17 protein-coding genes are annotated in these 15937 nt (G+C 45.5%); 5 read left to right on the top strand and 12 right to left on the bottom strand.

The genetic code is table 11. The annotated features are described in order from the left end of the window. Positions 1-70: 70 nt before the first annotated feature. The 5 genes from LEPBO_RS0115715 to rppA all read right to left on the bottom strand — a co-directional run bounded on the left by LEPBO_RS0115715 (position 71) and on the right by rppA (position 4865). Complete coding sequence (locus LEPBO_RS0115715; RefSeq protein WP_017288516.1) at positions 71-703, bottom strand: SAM-dependent methyltransferase; 633 nt, start codon at positions 701-703, stop codon at positions 71-73. Between the two features lie 21 nt (positions 704-724). Continuing rightward, complete coding sequence (locus LEPBO_RS0115710) at positions 725-2083, bottom strand: APC family permease (RefSeq protein WP_051077864.1); 1359 nt, start codon at positions 2081-2083, stop codon at positions 725-727. A 73-nt stretch (positions 2084-2156) separates the two neighbouring features. After that, a complete protein-coding gene (locus LEPBO_RS0115705; protein WP_144056209.1) occupies positions 2157-2546 on the bottom strand; it encodes a hypothetical protein in 390 nt (129 codons plus the stop codon). 312 nt (positions 2547-2858) lie between these two features. Then, the gene (locus LEPBO_RS0115700; RefSeq protein ID WP_026148677.1) at positions 2859-4175 is read right to left on the bottom strand and encodes a sensor histidine kinase; all 1317 of its coding nucleotides are present in this window, start codon (positions 4173-4175) and stop codon (positions 2859-2861) included. 15 nt (positions 4176-4190) lie between these two features. Beyond that, positions 4191-4865 (bottom strand): two-component system response regulator RppA, encoded by a 675-nt coding sequence (gene rppA, locus LEPBO_RS0115695; protein ID WP_017288512.1) that lies wholly within the window; start codon positions 4863-4865, stop codon positions 4191-4193. A 122-nt stretch (positions 4866-4987) separates the two neighbouring features. Between rppA and LEPBO_RS0115690 the strand changes: the two genes are divergently transcribed. Then, the gene (locus LEPBO_RS0115690; protein ID WP_017288511.1) at positions 4988-5380 is read left to right on the top strand and encodes a hypothetical protein; all 393 of its coding nucleotides are present in this window, start codon (positions 4988-4990) and stop codon (positions 5378-5380) included. A 67-nt stretch (positions 5381-5447) separates the two neighbouring features. On the opposite strand, the gene LEPBO_RS0115685 is transcribed toward LEPBO_RS0115690, so the two are convergent. From LEPBO_RS0115685 to LEPBO_RS42920, 6 genes are all read right to left on the bottom strand, one after another. Beyond that, complete coding sequence (locus LEPBO_RS0115685) at positions 5448-6992, bottom strand: hypothetical protein (RefSeq protein ID WP_017288510.1); 1545 nt, start codon at positions 6990-6992, stop codon at positions 5448-5450. A gap of 160 nt (positions 6993-7152) precedes the next feature. Continuing rightward, positions 7153-7296 (bottom strand): hypothetical protein, encoded by a 144-nt coding sequence (locus LEPBO_RS43345; protein WP_172410460.1) that lies wholly within the window; start codon positions 7294-7296, stop codon positions 7153-7155. A gap of 21 nt (positions 7297-7317) precedes the next feature. After that, entirely contained in the window at positions 7318-8655 is a 1338-nt protein-coding gene (locus LEPBO_RS0115675; RefSeq protein ID WP_017288508.1) for a ferredoxin reductase family protein, read from the bottom strand. Between the two features lie 2 nt (positions 8656-8657). Then, on the bottom strand, positions 8658-9455 hold the full coding sequence (locus tag LEPBO_RS0115670) for a superoxide dismutase (RefSeq protein WP_017288507.1): 798 nt from the start codon (positions 9453-9455) through the stop codon (positions 8658-8660). A gap of 29 nt (positions 9456-9484) precedes the next feature. Beyond that, positions 9485-9823 (bottom strand): phage holin family protein, encoded by a 339-nt coding sequence (locus tag LEPBO_RS0115665; RefSeq protein ID WP_017288506.1) that lies wholly within the window; start codon positions 9821-9823, stop codon positions 9485-9487. Between the two features lie 27 nt (positions 9824-9850). Further along, a complete protein-coding gene (locus tag LEPBO_RS42920; RefSeq protein WP_017288505.1) occupies positions 9851-10012 on the bottom strand; it encodes a hypothetical protein in 162 nt (53 codons plus the stop codon). A 109-nt stretch (positions 10013-10121) separates the two neighbouring features. Here LEPBO_RS42920 and LEPBO_RS0115655 point away from each other — a divergent pair, with 109 nt between their 5' ends. Together LEPBO_RS0115655 and LEPBO_RS0115650 are read left to right on the top strand one after the other, a co-directional pair. Beyond that, positions 10122-11225, top strand: coding sequence for a beta-galactosidase (locus tag LEPBO_RS0115655; protein WP_144056208.1), 1104 nt, complete (start codon positions 10122-10124; stop codon positions 11223-11225). 150 nt (positions 11226-11375) lie between these two features. After that, positions 11376-12416 carry an AI-2E family transporter gene (locus LEPBO_RS0115650; protein WP_017288503.1) on the top strand — a complete coding sequence of 347 codons (1041 nt, stop codon included), beginning with the start codon at positions 11376-11378 and terminating at the stop codon, positions 12414-12416. On the opposite strand, the gene LEPBO_RS0115645 is transcribed toward LEPBO_RS0115650, so the two are convergent. Continuing rightward, the gene (locus LEPBO_RS0115645; protein WP_017288502.1) at positions 12413-13447 is read right to left on the bottom strand and encodes an AI-2E family transporter; all 1035 of its coding nucleotides are present in this window, start codon (positions 13445-13447) and stop codon (positions 12413-12415) included. The two genes, LEPBO_RS0115650 and LEPBO_RS0115645, sit on opposite strands and share 4 nt — an antisense overlap. A 408-nt stretch (positions 13448-13855) precedes the next feature. Here LEPBO_RS0115645 and LEPBO_RS0115640 point away from each other — a divergent pair, with 408 nt between their 5' ends. Then, positions 13856-14680: a bacteriorhodopsin gene (locus LEPBO_RS0115640; protein ID WP_017288501.1), complete on the top strand. Its 825-nt coding sequence runs from the start codon at positions 13856-13858 to the stop codon at positions 14678-14680. An 85-nt stretch (positions 14681-14765) separates the two neighbouring features. Next, positions 14766-14975: a hypothetical protein gene (locus LEPBO_RS0115635; protein ID WP_144056207.1), complete on the top strand. Its 210-nt coding sequence runs from the start codon at positions 14766-14768 to the stop codon at positions 14973-14975. The last annotated feature ends 962 nt before the right edge of the window (positions 14976-15937 follow it).

Raw genomic sequence — 15937 nt, 5'->3', positions numbered from 1 at the left:
CCAAAAAATTGAGGTGAGAGTAGTGATTAAACTGAGTGAGTGAGTGAGTGCAGTGATTGATTGAGTGAGTTTATTGTTTAAGATTGGCGGGAACATTTTCTGGAACTGTCCAGTAATAGATCACTCGCCCATCGACATTTTCAACACGTTCCGGTTTCCAATCGCCCATGTCAAAAGCGTGAGAAACAATGCGAGTACCAGGTTTGAGTTCACTGAGCAATTTCGGGCGTAACCGTAAATTGACTTCAGGAAGTAAGTAAAGGGTGACAACAGTCGCTTCTCGAAAATCTGTCTCGAATAAATCTTGCTCTCGAAACTCTACGCGATCGGTGACGTTTGCTTGTTGAGCATTTTGGTTGGCTTCTTGTACCCGTTGAGGATTGATATCGACTCCGATCGCTCGTTTTACATTAAATTGCCGAACGGCAGTAATCGGAATCCGACCATCTCCACTTCCCAAGTCATACACCACATCGTTGCTGTTCACATTTGCGATTTGTAGCATCCGATCGACCACAGCTTGAGGAGTCGGGACATAAGGAACATCTGGAGAGCGGGCTGGAGCTGGTGATTGGGGTGGTTGAGTCGTAGCAGGATTCGTTTGAGCATCGGCTTGAAAATCGCGCTGTTGAGTGCATCCTACACCCACTCCCACAACACTCAGCCCAATGACCAATCCAGCAAACAAACGTTTGAATTGCATAGTTCTAACTCCTAAGTTGTTTTATGAACGACGATGTTGAATCCGAGACCAATACAAAAACGGAATACCCAGAGCCACAACAATGATGCCAACGCTCGCACCTAAGCCTGTATAAACGAGGCTGGAGTACAGTAGATAGCTACAGACGGCACAAAATAACAGGGGTGTCACTGGGTAGAATGGCACGCGAAACGGCCGAAGACGATGCGGATCTTTCATTCTGAGCAGAACTAAGGAAATCCCACTCAGGAGAAAGAAGAACCAAAACACCGGAGCAGTGTAATCGACCATCGCTTCAAATCCGTTGCGAGTGAAGGTTCCCATGAAGACAAGCAGCAGCGCGATCGCACCCTGAACTAAAAACCCGGTCATGGGAGTTCCTGCCTGAGACCGCCAGCGTCCTAGAAAGTTGAACAAAGCGACATCTTGCCCGAAAGCATAGTTCGTTCTCGCTCCCGTAAAAATTGAAGCATTCAACGAGCCTAACGCAGTCATCGCAATCAGCGCACTGATCAAAACGGCTCCTGGCTCCCCCAAGATTTGTCGCATCAAATCGGCTGCGATCGCTTGAGATTGTGCCATTCCCGACACACCCAATCCGCGCAAAAATGCCGCATTAATCAACACGTACAAAGCAGTGATAATGCCAATGCTCCAGAGCAGCGATCGCACAATATTCCGCTGAGGTCTTTGAATTTCCGCAGAGATATAAGCGGCTTCATTCCAACCCCCATAGGACAATAGGACAAACAGCATTGCTGATCCCCAGTTACTCGAAGCAACGATCGGTGCTGCTAACTGAGGTGAGGGGCGACCCAGCAATAATCCTAAAATAGTAATCGTTACTAATCCTAGAATCGTGATCACAGTCAGCCCATTCTGAATCCGTTTCCCTTGTCGAATGCCAATGATATTAAGGCTGGTGAGAAGTGCGATCGCACCGACAGCATAAATTGAAGATGACCCTGATCCTAAACTAAAGAGTTGAGACGCATAGTCACCAAAGATAAAGGCGAGTAAAGCAATTGATCCGGTTTGAATGACAGTCATGCGTGCCCAAGCAAACAGAAATGCGACATTCTGACCAAATGCCCGTTTCAGGTACTCATAGTTTCCTCCAACGTGCGGATAGGTTGTAGCTAGTTCGGCATAGCACAACGCTCCAACAAAGGAGACAGCCCCCCCAATTACCCAAGTCAGTAAGACAATAAAACCGTTACCGCTATTTGCAGCAACGAGCGCAGGAGTCTCAAAGATGCCTGCTCCAATCACAATACCAACAATAATGGCGATCGCATCTGAGAGCGTCAGGGTAGGTGACTTTAAATCTGCATGACTAGCAGATGAATTTAAGGAATAAGGTGTGTCCAGTTTAGTCACAAGTACCTCGTAGTTCCCAAAAAGTAATCGCGTCTTAAGTTCATTGATTTGAACAGGGTTTAGTTGAACTGGTTTAGTTGAACTGGTCTGCAATTCTCTGAATTACAGTTCCAGTTGAATTAAAGGTAATATTTGTCCCATCTGCACGAGTAATCGAATAGGCATCGAATACACTCGCCTGTGCATCTGGGACAACGACGACCGTTACAGGCTCATTCGGTCGTAGGTCGATCATCTCTCGCTTGTTCACAGTCAACAAACCAAGATTAGAATCGAGGCTAAACTGAGTTTCACGGACTTGATTAATACGTCCATGCACCATGACCAGAGGCACACTACGATTGACCTGAACGCTGGCATCCTGAGAGGATGGAGAGCGATTTTCAGGTGATGTTTGTGCAATAGTCGGAGATGCTGTGCCGATCAAAGCTGTGATGGACATCAGTAACCTAATTCGTTTCATGATTGTCTTCTCCAATGCAGCTTATGCCTGATTTATAAACCTCACAAGTCCGTAAAACGAACGATTAGAGGATAGAACTGCTTGAACTGCAAGCGATTGATTTCTTATTCTTAGCGTCGATACTAAAAGTGACGCAAAAGTGACAAACTTAATAAATTGATCATAATTTCTAACAATGTCTCTGAGATATCTCTAAAGGAGTAGTTGAAAGAAATACTATTTGTACATTGAAGCCATAGTAGTCAAAGGATTTTGCTAGAAAATCGACTGCCTTTAGATAGATATCAAGTTAGAGAAGATGAAAGTTATAAATTAGATAGAGGACTGGAGCGGAAGCACAATTTGGAATACTGAACCCTGTCCAACTGAACTTCGAGCGGTAATCGTTCCGCCATGTGCCGTAATAATTTGTTGGGCGATCGCAAGCCCTAACCCTGTTCCTCCTCGGTCTCTAGAGCGATCCTGATCGACCCGATAAAATCGCTCAAAAATATGCGGCAGGTGCTCAGCTGGAATTCCAATGCCCGTGTCTTCTACTTGTACGATCGCTTGACGAGACTGAACAAACAGCCTGAGATTCACTGTTCCATCCGCAGGCGTATACTTACAGGCATTCGTGATCAGATTCGCGATCGCTTGCTTTAGGAGTTCTGGGTCTGCATGAATCGTGACAGCGCGTTCGGGTAAGTCTAGACTCAACTGAACCCGCTGAGCAACCGTCCGAATCGTCGATTCTTTGATCAGTTCTTGTAGGACGCGACCCAAATCTGTCGGTTGTAGGGCTTCATCAGTAATCCGACCAGAACGCCTTGCCAAAAAGAGCAGATTGCTAATTAAAACCGTCATTGATTTCGCAGTCGCAGCAATTTTTTCGAGGCGTTGATGCTTGCTTTCTCCCTTTTCCATTGGAGCAAGCAATCCAACTTGAGCGTTACTTAAAATTGCGGCAAGCGGGGTTCGGAGTTCGTGAGACGCATCTGCTGTAAATTTCTGCAAGTGATCATACGACTCCTGAATTGGTTGCATTGCCACGCCGCTTAATGCCCATGCTGTCACCACAATCACAATCAGGGCAATTTGAATCGAGATCAAAGATATCAGTAAATCTTGCTGTAATTCTCTTTGTAAGGGGGCAAGGGGAACTGCAACTTGCAAGTAGCCTAGCATTTGCCCTCGATATTGCACAGGCAGCGTAATCTGCCGTACTAACATCAGTTGATCAGCGCTTTGCACAACGCCATCGGCACCGCTCAAGAGTCCCGCATCAATCGTCAGCGTGTGTAACTCTGGAACATCTTCTAACATTGCAGGCGGCGAAGCAATTCCAAAAAACTGCTGTAATCGTCCTTGTGGGTCATACCATCGTGCATACACGGCATCACTTCCAGGGGGCAACGGCGACTCTCCTAGAAACGGAACATTTCTGAAGTCAATTTGGCGGTGTCCGTCTCGCTGCTTGTACTGTACTGTCGCGGCAACGACCTGAGCCTTCTTATACAGCAGTTGATCGAGATACTTCAAGCGCTCGATCGCAGTCAGATAATAGCGAGTAACCGCAAAGACCATCAGAATACTTCCCATTGAAAGCATAAACCAACGAGAAAGATTCCGACGGCTGCGCGTGAACATAAACGGCTCAACCTCCTATACTTTCGGACTCAGACGATAGCCCATGCCATAAACGGTTTCAATCCAGTCTGCAACTTCAAGGGATTCTAAACGTTGCCGGAGTCGCCGCACAAGGGCAGTGATTGCGTTACTCTCTGGTTCATCACCCCACTCCCATAACGCGTGCTCTAACTGATCTCGACTCAGAACTTGACGCGGATGACGCATGAGATATTCTAGCAGTTGAAATTCTCGGGTTGAAAGTTGAATAGCGCGATCGTGACGTTCTATGGAGAGCGTGGTTAAGTTAAGCATGAGGTCTTCGATTTGAAGCGTTTCCCCTTGCCACAGTGGAGAGCGTCTGCCCAATGCCCGAACTCGTGCTAGCAATTCAAACACATCAACAGGCTTAACGAGATAATCATCGGCTCCCGCATCTAAGCCAGTAATTTTATCGCTCGTCGTGTCTTTTGCCGTGAGGATGAGCACAGGTGAAGTTTTTCCAGCACTGCGGTAGCCCAGACAGAGATCAATTCCACTCACCTCGGGCAGCATCCAATCCAGAATGAGCAGATCATAGTGACGCTGCGACAAAATCCACTGCGCGATTTCGCCGTTCTGCACCGCATCAACAATATGCCCAACCTCTGATAGTGCGGTATGGAGGGGTTCGAGTTGTTCAGGATCATCTTCAACGAGCAGAATTCGCATTGCTGAATAAAAATACGACTCTTTCAAATTAGAGAGTTCCAGGCTGACAAACTTCCTGCTCTGGCAAGATTTCAAATCTATCTCCAGGGATTACGCTAGCTCACGGTCTAGAGAAGGTGGTTATGAAACGGCTCCGGCGAGTCATTCGGCAGGTTAAATCGATCGGCGCAGAATTTTGGCTGGTGCTGGCACTGGCTGGCATTCTGTTCTGGCTGACGGGAAGTGCGATCGCGTCTCAAGTGTTGTACAGCTCTTATACGAGTCCAACTCAGCTTCAAGCCGATACGCAGTTGGAAATGAAGCTATCTGTCACAATTTTGGTGATTCATGCCGAGATTGATCAGCGTCGTAAAGCAACCGCAGTCTCGATTAAAACGACTGATTCTAATCTGAAAAAATTAGAATACGAGTTCCCGATGACTGAATCGAGACAAATTGAATCTATGATCGCAGAGGAAATTGGGATACCGATTCAAGAGGTCAGAAAGCTCGTGCGCTATCGAATCGTCAATTAATGCAGCGTCTTGTGTATGTTTTGGCGCATAACAATACTTTCAGCGATTGTCCATAAGACTGATTTGTTCAATTCTTTGATACAGTCATGTTGCGGTAGGGAGCCATCCAATATCCAGCAATTTTTTTAACTTTTCCCTGTTTCTCTAAGCGTTGACCAAATTGCTCAATTTCTTCAGGAAACGACTCTAGCCAGTCGCGCTCAACGAGATAGATTATAGGCGAGGCAAGTACTGCTTGAACACAACGCCCGCACCGAAAAAAACTTTGGTCATGAGGTGTGCAGCTTGTTTGCTCCGGAGCCACAATGCACATGAGATAAGATGCCCAATACTCTCCGATAAAGCCAGCTTGCCCTAGTGTCGCAATGGGTTGAAGCATGGAAAAGCGAGATTGTGGTTTCTCAAGCGCAAACACATATTCAGGTAAACTCAAACTTCCAAGCAGCGCTGTTAGAACTAACAAGGTCGTGACTCGGCGCAAAGCATTTTTGCGGATGAGTTCTGGAGAGCGAAGATTATCGAAAACGATTAATGCTGATAGCCAGAGAAAAATGTAAATTCCAATAAAGTAGCGAGGAGGCGTAGATTGAATCAACGTCCAACGCGACAGCAAAATTAAAAAGAAACTTCCGATCGCGCTTCCCAGAAAAAAAGGAATCCAGTAAGTCCGGTTGGTAAACACTGGAGTATGACGGGCTTGGAACCAATAATAAGCAAGAACAAAGACCAGCCCAAGAACTGCGATCGCATAGAGACTCAAGAAAGGATTGCCGACTTGGAAAAGGAATGTATGACTTACCGCAACCAATATCGATCGAACAATATCAGCAATAACATCTAATCCATTAATTGCAAGAATTCCATAATTCTCATCTTGTTGTGAAGCAGTCGATTTTGCATAAACCAGAAATGCACTGCCTAACAGCAATGTCACAAAGGTGCAAATGACGATTGAACTTGTCCGGAGTAGTTTTAAGGTTGCATCTTGAGATTGATGGGCGAGCGTCTCTCCGACAAATCTGTTTTGCTTGTTTGACTTGCGATACCGTTGTAGAAACGTTGACACCACTAAAATTGCTGCCAGCCCTTTAGGCACTAATGAAAGATCAGACACCCAGACACTCAGAATCAGACTCACAAGAGCCACGAAACTCAAAACATTTTTTTTAATCGTGTTCGATTCTGGGGACGTGATGAGTTGATCCGCAGAGACAAGTGCAATTCCGAGTAAAGCAAATTGCGGCGCATACGGATGAGCAACTTCAACCAACTTTAGAAAAGGCTGAGGAGGTAAAAAACAAATCAGCGCAAAAACAACTTTTGTAATCGGCTTTCTGAACAAACGAATGAAACAGAAAAAACTAATAGCGAGAAACCCATATTGAACATAAGAAACGACTTCAAGCGGAGAGAAAGGCGAAATCTTCAGCAGCCAATGACTAACGATCGGGAGCAAACTGCCTAATCGACTTTGCCCCCAATAGTAGAGATCTTCGGGAAGTTGTAGATCATATGCCATCATCACATGGACAGCTTGATCCGCGTCAAAATCAGGTGCTAGAAAACCAGCAAATGCCCGAAATGACAAGATAAAAATCAGTACGATGAACATGTTCAATAGTACTGAATTAAAGCTAAATCTAGCCATTGTGATTTGATAAGTACTTGAACTTGAGTAGAGTAGCTAAACAGGAGAGTAGTCAAACGGCAAAGTCTTGCTATCAAGTCGATCGGCGCGATTGACAGGCATTCAACCCGGAGTGCTATGTTGGTCAAGCACGCAGTTCTAGGTTTTTCAGTGCAGTGCGATTTTGATCAGTTGTCGGACGGTTCTGAATCCAAGCGAAAAAAGCAGCCGTACCGAGTAGAACAAGCGTCAAAAAACCGACCAGTTGAAGCATGATACTGTAACGCATGATCTTTGTTTCTCCGTTGATTCAGGCTAGGTTGTAATGCTCTAAATGCACATTGGTCACAGGAACATTGAGTTCGTGCAGGGCACGCTCTACTTGATCCATCATTTTGGGAGAAGCACAGGTAAAATAGTGCCGAGTGCCTCGACGTTTGGGGATATAGCGATCGAGCAATTCTTGATCCACATATCCGGTCTCTCCTTCCCAATCTTCTGGTGGTTCACGCAGCACATGAATGATCGTGAGATCTAATCTTGTTTTGAGTTCTTCGATCGCTTCACGGTAGGTAATTCCATCCCAAGTTTTATTGGCATAGATCAGGGTATAGGGGCGATCGTCTCCTCGCTCTGCTGCTGTGACCAACATACTCATCATCGGGGTGATGCCAATGCCGCCAGCAATCAACACAAATCCAGCCGCATCTTCATAGCGATCCGTTGTAAACACACCATAGGGACCATCCAGATATGCTTTTGTTCCGGGTTGATAGTCCCTGATGCGACTGGTAAAATCTCCCACGGCTTTAATGCCAAACTCTAATCGCTCCGGGTGTTCTCCACTTGACGACAACGAAAAGGGATGTTCCCGCATACTAAACGGGGTAATGTTCAGGGTAATCCAAGCAAACTGACCGGGCTGAAACCGGAAACCATCATGGCCCACAGGGCGAAGGGCAAGTGTCCAAACATCGCCGCGCTCTGGCTTGACTTCTTCAACAAGAAACGGTTTTTTCGTCATCAACCAGGGTTTAACCAGGCGAATGTAAACAATTAACCAAATCGCGACAAGTGCGATCGCTGACCACAAGACCGATTTCCAAAACAATCCCAGATAGTTCCCGACCCCCAAGGCGTGTCCCAGTCCTAATCCCACCGCTAACACTGACAAAATCGAATGAGACAATCGCCAGGGTTCATAGGGAATCTTGAGCGGCTTGCGCCAAATTGTAGTCACAATCATCGTCATAAATGCCAGAGTTGCTAAGACTGCCAGTTGCGCCCGCAACGGAGCTACTGGAAAATTTAGCAACTCAATGGTATTCGGCTGCGCCCAAAACAGAATCAGCGGATGCACCAACACCATCACAAAAGCAACAAACGAGGTATAACGATGAAACGACAAAATCAAATCAATCCCGTAAGAGGCTTCAATTCGATTGATTCGGGCTGTCAGTGCAAATTGTAGCGCCATCAGTGCTAAGCCAATGAAGCCAAGCGCTACCGAGAAGTCAAGCCAAAACCCTCGCCCCGCTGGCGGCGAATAGATGAGCAGAACAAATAGAGGGAGAATCGTAAAGAACAGAAATGCAATGATCCAACCGAGCGCAACTACGATCGGGCTGTGCATCAATAAGCTTCGCATTCTTAACTCCTCGCCTGCTGTTGTGAAGCCGCTTGGAATCGGCGATTAATCTCGTTCCAGTTGACGACATTCCACCAGTTGTTCAGATAGTCGGCTCGGCGATTTTGGTAGCGGAGATAGTAAGCATGTTCCCAAACATCGTTGCCCATGATGGGATAGTTGCCTTCCATAATGGGATTATCTTGATTCGCGGTTGAGACGATTTGAAGTTGTCCTTGAGCATTCCGCACCAGCCAAACCCAACCGCTTCCAAAGCGATCGCCCCCCGCTTCATTAAACTGTTTACGAAAACTTTCAAAATTCCCAAAGGTTTGATTGATGGCTTGAGCGATCGCTCCTGTGGGTTGGCCGCCGCCGTCTGGACTCATGATCTGCCAGAAAATCGTGTGGTTGAGATGTCCTCCTGCGTTGTTGCGGATCGTGTTGCGAATATTTTCAGGAACCGCATTAAGGTCGCGCAGCATCGCTTCAATACTCAGGTTTTGCAAGTTTGGCTGATCTTTGAGCGCAGTATTGAGATTGTCTACATAGGTTTGGTGATGTCGATCGTGGTGAATTCGCATCGTTTCAGCGTCGATCGCTTTACTTAATGCACCTGCATCATAGGGCAAGGGTGGCAGTTGAGCAGGAGAAGCAGTTAAGGGACGATCGACATAGGCAACTGGAGTCGAAACTGTGGGTGACGCAGTTGGACTCTGGGCTGGAGTTTGCTGAGTGGAAGCTTGGGGCTGGCACGCAACAAAGAAACCTAAAATCAAGGTAAGAAATAAAGTAATCGGATGCTGTAGGAATTTTCGCATAGATACAGATCTCCTAAAATTATGGCAATCTAAATAAAAGACAGAAAGATCGAATTGATGATTGATAAAGCAATCGAGCCAAGCAAAGCACTCCAAAAACCATAGCGCAATTGGAATCCCTCAACGATCTCTGCCGCAATGCTAAAAATGATTGCATTCAGGACAAATACAAATAACCCGAACGTAATAATAATTAGGGGGAGTCCAAAGAGCAATAGGATGGGTCGTAGGAACGCATTCAGCACTCCGAAAACAACTGCCGTGAGCGCAGCTTTTCCAAATCCATCAATCTCAACACCGATAGGTAGTCTGGAAATCATGAGAAAGCTCACAGTCGTCACAAGCCAAGTCAAGAGAATGCTACCCATTGCAACCTCCTCATATTTCAAATCCCGCTACTTCAACAGTTCAATGAGATTGTGACTAAAAAGTGACAAGTTCTTAAAACGAATCGCGCGATCGCAGCATTGAAGTCTCGATCGCGCGATTTGCTCCTCAGCAGAATTCAGAGCATTTGCCCCAATCAGCAAATCCCATTCAGAGGACAGACGAAACATTGTCACTTTCTTGTCATGTTTTGATAGCAACTATTAGAGGTAAGGCTAGAGATAAAGCAACTCTCACGCCCATAACTCATGCTTTCCCATTCATTGAGCAACGCAAACGATGCTGTCAACCCGATCTTCTCGCTCTCAGAGATTGACTCGTAGACAGTTTACAACGCTTTCTACGATGAGCTTTCTAAGCCTTATGGCATCTGGTGCAGGGGCTGTTGTGGCATACCCACAGCTTAAGCATCTCATGCGAATGAGCCATTCATTCAAATTAGGAACAACGTTCAGCCAGCTTCAGTGTGAGTATCTCAACCTAGACTATCAAGAAACATTCCGCCAGATCTGTGATCTGGGGTTCCACCGAATCCGCCTTTGTAGCTATTGGAATGAAGTCGAGCCGATCGAAAATCAGTATGACTTTAGCGTTCTCGATTGGCTTTTAGAAGAAAGCGATCGACGTGGGTTAGAAGTGATCCTGACAGTGGGTATGAAAGCCCCAAGATGGCCTGAATTCCATTTTCCACACTGGTTAGAAGTCCAGCAAGATACTCGAAATACAACCCAACCCATAGATGATAATCGGGAGATCGCAGAGCGCACTCTTCGCTTTGTCGATCGCGTCATCCATCATACTCGTACAGCTCAGAGTGTGCGCTATTGGCAAGTTGAAAATGAGCCGTTTGCGCGAATGGAGATTACAGGCGATCGCTTTCTCAGCCCTGAGTTTATGCGACAGGAGGTAGAGTTGGTGAGAAGTTTAGCTCTGCCTCAGCAAAAAGTGGTGCTAACCAATGCCATCGGTCTTCCGACCTACATTGAGGAAGATGAGCAGGCATTTCAAAATAGCTTAGCCTTAGCAGATGCGATCGGGATTAATGTATATACAAGAGTTCCCGATGGTCATGATGGCTACCTAGAACCAGGTGAATCCTATTGGGAGAAACTCAAAGACTGGCAGGAAGTGATGAGACGGAATCGCATAGAAGCATGGATTGCGGAAGCTCAAGCTGAACCTTGGGAACCGAATCAATTGGTTGCAATGAATGATATTCACTACCCTAGTGCATCTCCAGAGCGTATAACCGAACTTATCAGTATGGTGAAGAATCTTGGTTATCGCACAGTGATGCTTTGGGGCTGTGAGTATTGGTATTGGCATCAGCGAAACGGGCGAAATCATTGGTGGCAGGCTATTCAAAACCTTGTCGAGGTCTAGCGGACAGCACACACTGAACTATCACGTCTACAGAATTTAAATCCGTCCCCGTCGATAAGTTGTTTTTTGCAGATGTTGCGACATCCCTACAGATAGAGGATATTTTTGACTTTATTGTGCAAGCTCTAACTCAAAGTCAATCGAACCATTATGAATGAGCCAAATCGTCAATCCTTTTGGGACAATCTCACGAACACGAAGTTAATTCGCTATGTACTACTCTTTGCATTGGCATGGGCAGTGGTTCAAGTTCTCGCTTATTTTGAGACGGTTATTATTATTTTTGTATTTGCTGCTATTTTTGCGTTTCTGCTCAACTTTCCTGTGCGGTGGGCATCACGAATCATGCCAAGGGGAGTGGCAACCGTTCTGGTTTTCCTGCTTAGCTTGTTGCTCATTGGTGGGATTGTAGTAACATTGGGAATTGCTGCATTCTCGCAGGCACAACAGTTGGTTGAACAAGCACCCCAACTCTTGAATAGTGTGACCGAACTTCTGGGTAATCTGCAAAGCCTGCTGCAACGGTGGAATCTCAATGTAGATTTCAGTGAGTTAGAAGGACAATTACGAAATGGAGCACTCTCAACGTTAGGGCTAGGCTTTACAACTGTGCAGAATGTACTCGCCAATGCCCTCGATTTGATTGTGATTGCGGTGGTTGCATTCTTCATGCTCTTGGATGGCAAGCGCCTCTGGGACTTAATTCTCCGAATTTTTCCGAGAGGAATGCGCGATCGCATAACTATTGCTGTGCGAAAAAACTTTCTTGGTTTTTTCTGGGGACGGTTTTTACTGTCTGTCTTCTTTGGGATTTCGGTTTACATTGTGTTTATTTTACTAGGTGTGCCCTATGCTTTGGGATTAGCCGCGATCGCGGGAGTCTTCGATCTCATTCCGGGGATTGGCGCAACGCTTGGGATTACTTTAATTTCGCTGATTATTTTGCCTCAAGGAATTGGATTAGCACTCACGGTATTAGTTAGTTGCATTCTACTCCAGCAGGTCGAAGAGAACATATTGATGCCACGCATCATGCAGGGATCAATCAATATGAATCCTGTGGTGATGTTCTTTGCTCTATTAGTGGGTGCAAGAGTCGCAGGGTTAGTGGGTGTATTTTTATCGATTCCGATCGCGGGAGTGTTGATTAGCTTATTTGAAGTGGAAGAAATGCAGGGAAAGCAGGATTAGCGTCCCGTCGGTTGTTGCCAGCGATCGAGAATATCCTTGAACAGCACTTCCTCGATGCAGGTTTTGACGACAACTGCGAGCGGGAGCGCCATGACTAAGCCTAATGCACCGAAGACAGTTGTGAAGAAGAATTGAGCCGTCAACGTAATTGCAGGAAGAAGGGCAACTTGATTTGCCATGACTGTCGGCGTGAGCCAATAGCTCTCAATGTTTTGAATCAAAATGTATAGGACTAATACAGCAACAGCTTTCCAGGGTTCATCTAGGAATGCGATCGCGATAGGAAAAATTGCACTCAACGTCGGTCCAATATTGGGAATAAAGTTCAGGATACCAGCCAAGACTGCATGAGCAAGAACTAGCGGAACTTGTAAAACCCATAGACCAATTGCACTCAACACTCCGATAAACATCATTTCGATCAGAGCGCCTTTTGTCCAATTTTCGAGTCCGGTCGCACAACGTGTTAACACTTCATCGACACGAGATCGATAGAAAGCTGGAAAACACCGGATAAATGCGTGACGATAGGGTTGAGGATTGATGAGCAACATTAACGTAAGGATCAATACAATCAACAGTTCAAACACTGCGCTAATCGAGTTTGCAAAGAAGATAATTGCCTGTCTCGATAAATTGGCGACAAACGGCTGAAGTCGCGTCATGATCCAGTCAAAATTTGGGATATTCGGAAAGTAGGGATCTAAAATTTGGTTCTCAATCCAATTGATGCCTTGCTGAATTGCAGACAGTGCACTGGGAAAGGTAGTAATTAATTCAGCAAGCTGCGCGATTAAATTCGGGACAATCAGTACAAGTGCTACCAGTGCTAATATCAGCAAAGTCACCAGTGTCAGCAAAATTGCCCATCCTCGCTTGAGTCGAAACCGCTGCAATTGACGCACAACGCCATTCAGTGCAGTCGCAAGCACGATCGCGGTAAATCCTAGTAGTAAGAGTTGCCGAACCTGCCAAACAATGTAAAGTGCAGCAACAAGCACAATTAATCCAAGCCATTGCCCAATTTTCATAACAGATAGTTCTAGAGGATGTTCTTTGATATGGGCATCAATTCTGATTCTTGATTGATGTATGAATAGATGATTGAAGCAGAAGAATTAACCATGCTATAGACAGAGATTGAGTTTAGAAAGGACAACAGCAAACTATTTTTCATGATGCAGCTTGTCATTTCTGTGTCACATTTGCAGAACATGCTCAGGGTGGGCGCTGATGCTAACAGACAAATGATTAAGTTAGATTGTGGCTTCTCTAAATCGACAGAAGTAAGCTATGTGATGAATTGTAATTCAAGACTGAAACCTTAACTTGAAGTTGAGCATTTTATCCCTAGCTCTCGGTCTTGTAACTCAATGGTGTTATGTGAATCCGTTGGTATATGCAAGCTCGATATTCACTTTGATGAGGAGAAGGAACTTATGGATTGGCAGAGCCTTTGGCACTGGCTTTATATTGTGGGAATGTCGATTGGAGCGATCTATTTTGCACTGTTAGGTCGGAATCCTCGTGGTCTTCCAAAACTAGAATACTTTGTAGCAACTTTCATTCCGATCTGGTCGGGCTTGATGTATCTGCTCATGGTGCTCCCCACGAGCGGAGATGGTTTAGAACTAGGAAAGATTGCGATCGCAGGTCAGACGACTCATTTTGCTCGCTATGCCGATTGGATTGTAACAACACCGCTTCTGTTGTTGTCACTCTCCTGGACAGCAATGCACCGCCATCAATCGAAAGATTGGACGTTGACTTTTTCCTTAATGGCAACCCAAGTGATTGTGATTGTCAGTGGGTTAATTGCTGATCTTTCAGATGTTCCTTGGGTGCGGTATTTGTGGTATTCGATCGGCTGTGTTGCATTTCTAATCGTCCTTTGGGGGATTTGGGGTCCCTTGCGTGAGAAGACGCGAGGAGATGCAGAGCTATCGAGTTTCTACAAGGGGCTAACGACATTCTTTACGATTACTTGGATTTGCTATCCACTGATTTGGATTAGCGGTCCTTCTGGATTACGCTTGTTTGATCAGAATGTTGATACCTTTCTGTTTTGCTTAGTACCTTTTTTCTCGAAAGTGGTGTTTAGCTTTCTTGACTTAAATGGGTTACGGAGCTTAGGACATCGAGAAGAGCAGAGTGCCGAAGAGCGGTTTGTGAGCAGTACGATGCGGTTCATGAATTCTTTCTCTCTCAAGCAGTCCAGACGATCCCGTAGAAGACCGCCAGTCTTTCCGGGAAGCCTGCCATAAGTTCAAGAATTTCACCCATTTTATTGTTTTGTTGTTTCCAGAATTGATGTTTTGGATGTTTTTCACTCAACCTCATGGAGAAATTATGAATAAGATTTTTGCACTGTTAGTCGCATTGATTGGTTTGTCGGCTGTTCTTAGTGCCTGTGAACCAGCTGGAACTGGAGGAACGGGTACTGGAACAACAGAGTCGCCAGCAGCTTCTCCAACCGTGTCTCCAACGGTCAGTCCGACAACCTCTCCAACTGTGTCTCCAACTGCCAGCCCGACGACCTCTCCAACGACTTCGCCTTAATTTCGTGAAGTTCAGCGAATCGCTGCCGAGATCCCTCTATCCGGCAGCGATTCGCATAGAACAAAGCCCTGAGATTCAAGAGTTACTAAGACACAAGACCTGTGGACAAATTCTCATACTACCCGACCGGATTCATAGGGGTTGATCAACAATCCAATCACGACAGATGAACCTAGAAAAGCAAATCGTTTTTCGATCGAGCCGTTTGAGGTTTTGGGTCAAATTGAATTGATGGCAAAACTTGTATTTATAAGCGTTATGCAGAATAATCCCGCAATTTCAGAAGAATTCAGATGACTCAGATAAAACTTGTTACAACTCAAGCAAGCCAAGCTTCTCCAGAACCAATTAATCCACTGCCTCCGGATGTTGTACCCAATTCTAGTCTTGGTGTAGTCCATCTTCTAGGATTTATCATGATATGGGGAATAGCACTCTGGTCAGTCGTGAAAGGTAGAAAGGAATCTAGAGCGCGAATTCATTCGCCAGAAAGCAATATTCCTTGTCAAAACTGCCAATTTTTTCATGATAACTACTATTTCAAATGTGCCGTAAACCCTTTGATCGTGATGACTCAATCCGCGATCGAGTGTTCTGATTATTGCCCATCTGAAAAAGCATTGAAGATGCAACAGAGAGCTTTTTCTAGGCGGCACTTCCCGTAACACGATCGATGTAAAACCGTTAGAAGAATGTCAGCAATCTGTCTGACTCATTCATGCTATTTCATTGGGTCACGCTCCTCCCGAAATCCCCCCGATTTCCTTCCGAATTATTCATTGCGAGGCGCTATAGTAAAGCCGTTTGACCTATGGATTCAAGTGTATTCAAGTGTAATGTGCTCATGTTTGGGCTTCTCGATTCAAGATGAATTGAATCGGAATCGATTACTTGATTGATATTAGGAGAGCCAAAATAGCTCAATAGCCCAAGATAGCTCAATAGCAATGGAGAACAAGTGC

Origin of the sequence: Leptolyngbya boryana PCC 6306 (genome assembly GCF_000353285.1) — a bacterium.
GTDB classification, from domain to species: domain Bacteria; phylum Cyanobacteriota; class Cyanobacteriia; order Leptolyngbyales; family Leptolyngbyaceae; genus Leptolyngbya; species Leptolyngbya boryana.
Note: the sequence above shows the minus strand (reverse complement) of the source record. Positions and strands in the feature narration are given on the sequence as shown.

Bases quoted from the DNA above. Each gene is read 5' to 3' on its own strand.
- LEPBO_RS0115665 (WP_017288506.1), bottom strand. From the start codon at position 9,823: ATGGGTAGCATTCTCTTGACTTGGCTTGTGACGACTGTGAGCTTTCTC.
- LEPBO_RS0115655 (WP_144056208.1), top strand. From the start codon at position 10,122: ATGCTGTCAACCCGATCTTCTCGCTCTCAGAGATTGACTCGTAGACAG.
- LEPBO_RS42920 (WP_017288505.1), bottom strand. From the start codon at position 10,012: ATGTTTCGTCTGTCCTCTGAATGGGATTTGCTGATTGGGGCAAATGCT.
- LEPBO_RS43345 (WP_172410460.1), bottom strand. From the start codon at position 7,296: ATGCGTTACAGTATCATGCTTCAACTGGTCGGTTTTTTGACGCTTGTT.
- LEPBO_RS0115690 (WP_017288511.1), top strand. From the start codon at position 4,988: ATGAAACGGCTCCGGCGAGTCATTCGGCAGGTTAAATCGATCGGCGCA.
- LEPBO_RS0115685 (WP_017288510.1), bottom strand. From the start codon at position 6,992: ATGTTCATCGTACTGATTTTTATCTTGTCATTTCGGGCATTTGCTGGT.
- LEPBO_RS0115675 (WP_017288508.1), bottom strand. From the start codon at position 8,655: ATGCGAAGCTTATTGATGCACAGCCCGATCGTAGTTGCGCTCGGTTGG.
- LEPBO_RS0115645 (WP_017288502.1), bottom strand. From the start codon at position 13,447: ATGAAAATTGGGCAATGGCTTGGATTAATTGTGCTTGTTGCTGCACTT.
- LEPBO_RS0115670 (WP_017288507.1), bottom strand. From the start codon at position 9,455: ATGCGAAAATTCCTACAGCATCCGATTACTTTATTTCTTACCTTGATT.
- LEPBO_RS0115650 (WP_017288503.1), top strand. From the start codon at position 11,376: ATGAATGAGCCAAATCGTCAATCCTTTTGGGACAATCTCACGAACACG.
- LEPBO_RS0115705 (WP_144056209.1), bottom strand. From the start codon at position 2,546: ATGAAACGAATTAGGTTACTGATGTCCATCACAGCTTTGATCGGCACA.
- LEPBO_RS0115635 (WP_144056207.1), top strand. From the start codon at position 14,766: ATGAATAAGATTTTTGCACTGTTAGTCGCATTGATTGGTTTGTCGGCT.
- LEPBO_RS0115640 (WP_017288501.1), top strand. From the start codon at position 13,856: ATGGATTGGCAGAGCCTTTGGCACTGGCTTTATATTGTGGGAATGTCG.
- LEPBO_RS0115715 (WP_017288516.1), bottom strand. From the start codon at position 703: ATGCAATTCAAACGTTTGTTTGCTGGATTGGTCATTGGGCTGAGTGTT.
- rppA (WP_017288512.1), bottom strand. From the start codon at position 4,865: ATGCGAATTCTGCTCGTTGAAGATGATCCTGAACAACTCGAACCCCTC.
- LEPBO_RS0115700 (WP_026148677.1), bottom strand. From the start codon at position 4,175: ATGTTCACGCGCAGCCGTCGGAATCTTTCTCGTTGGTTTATGCTTTCA.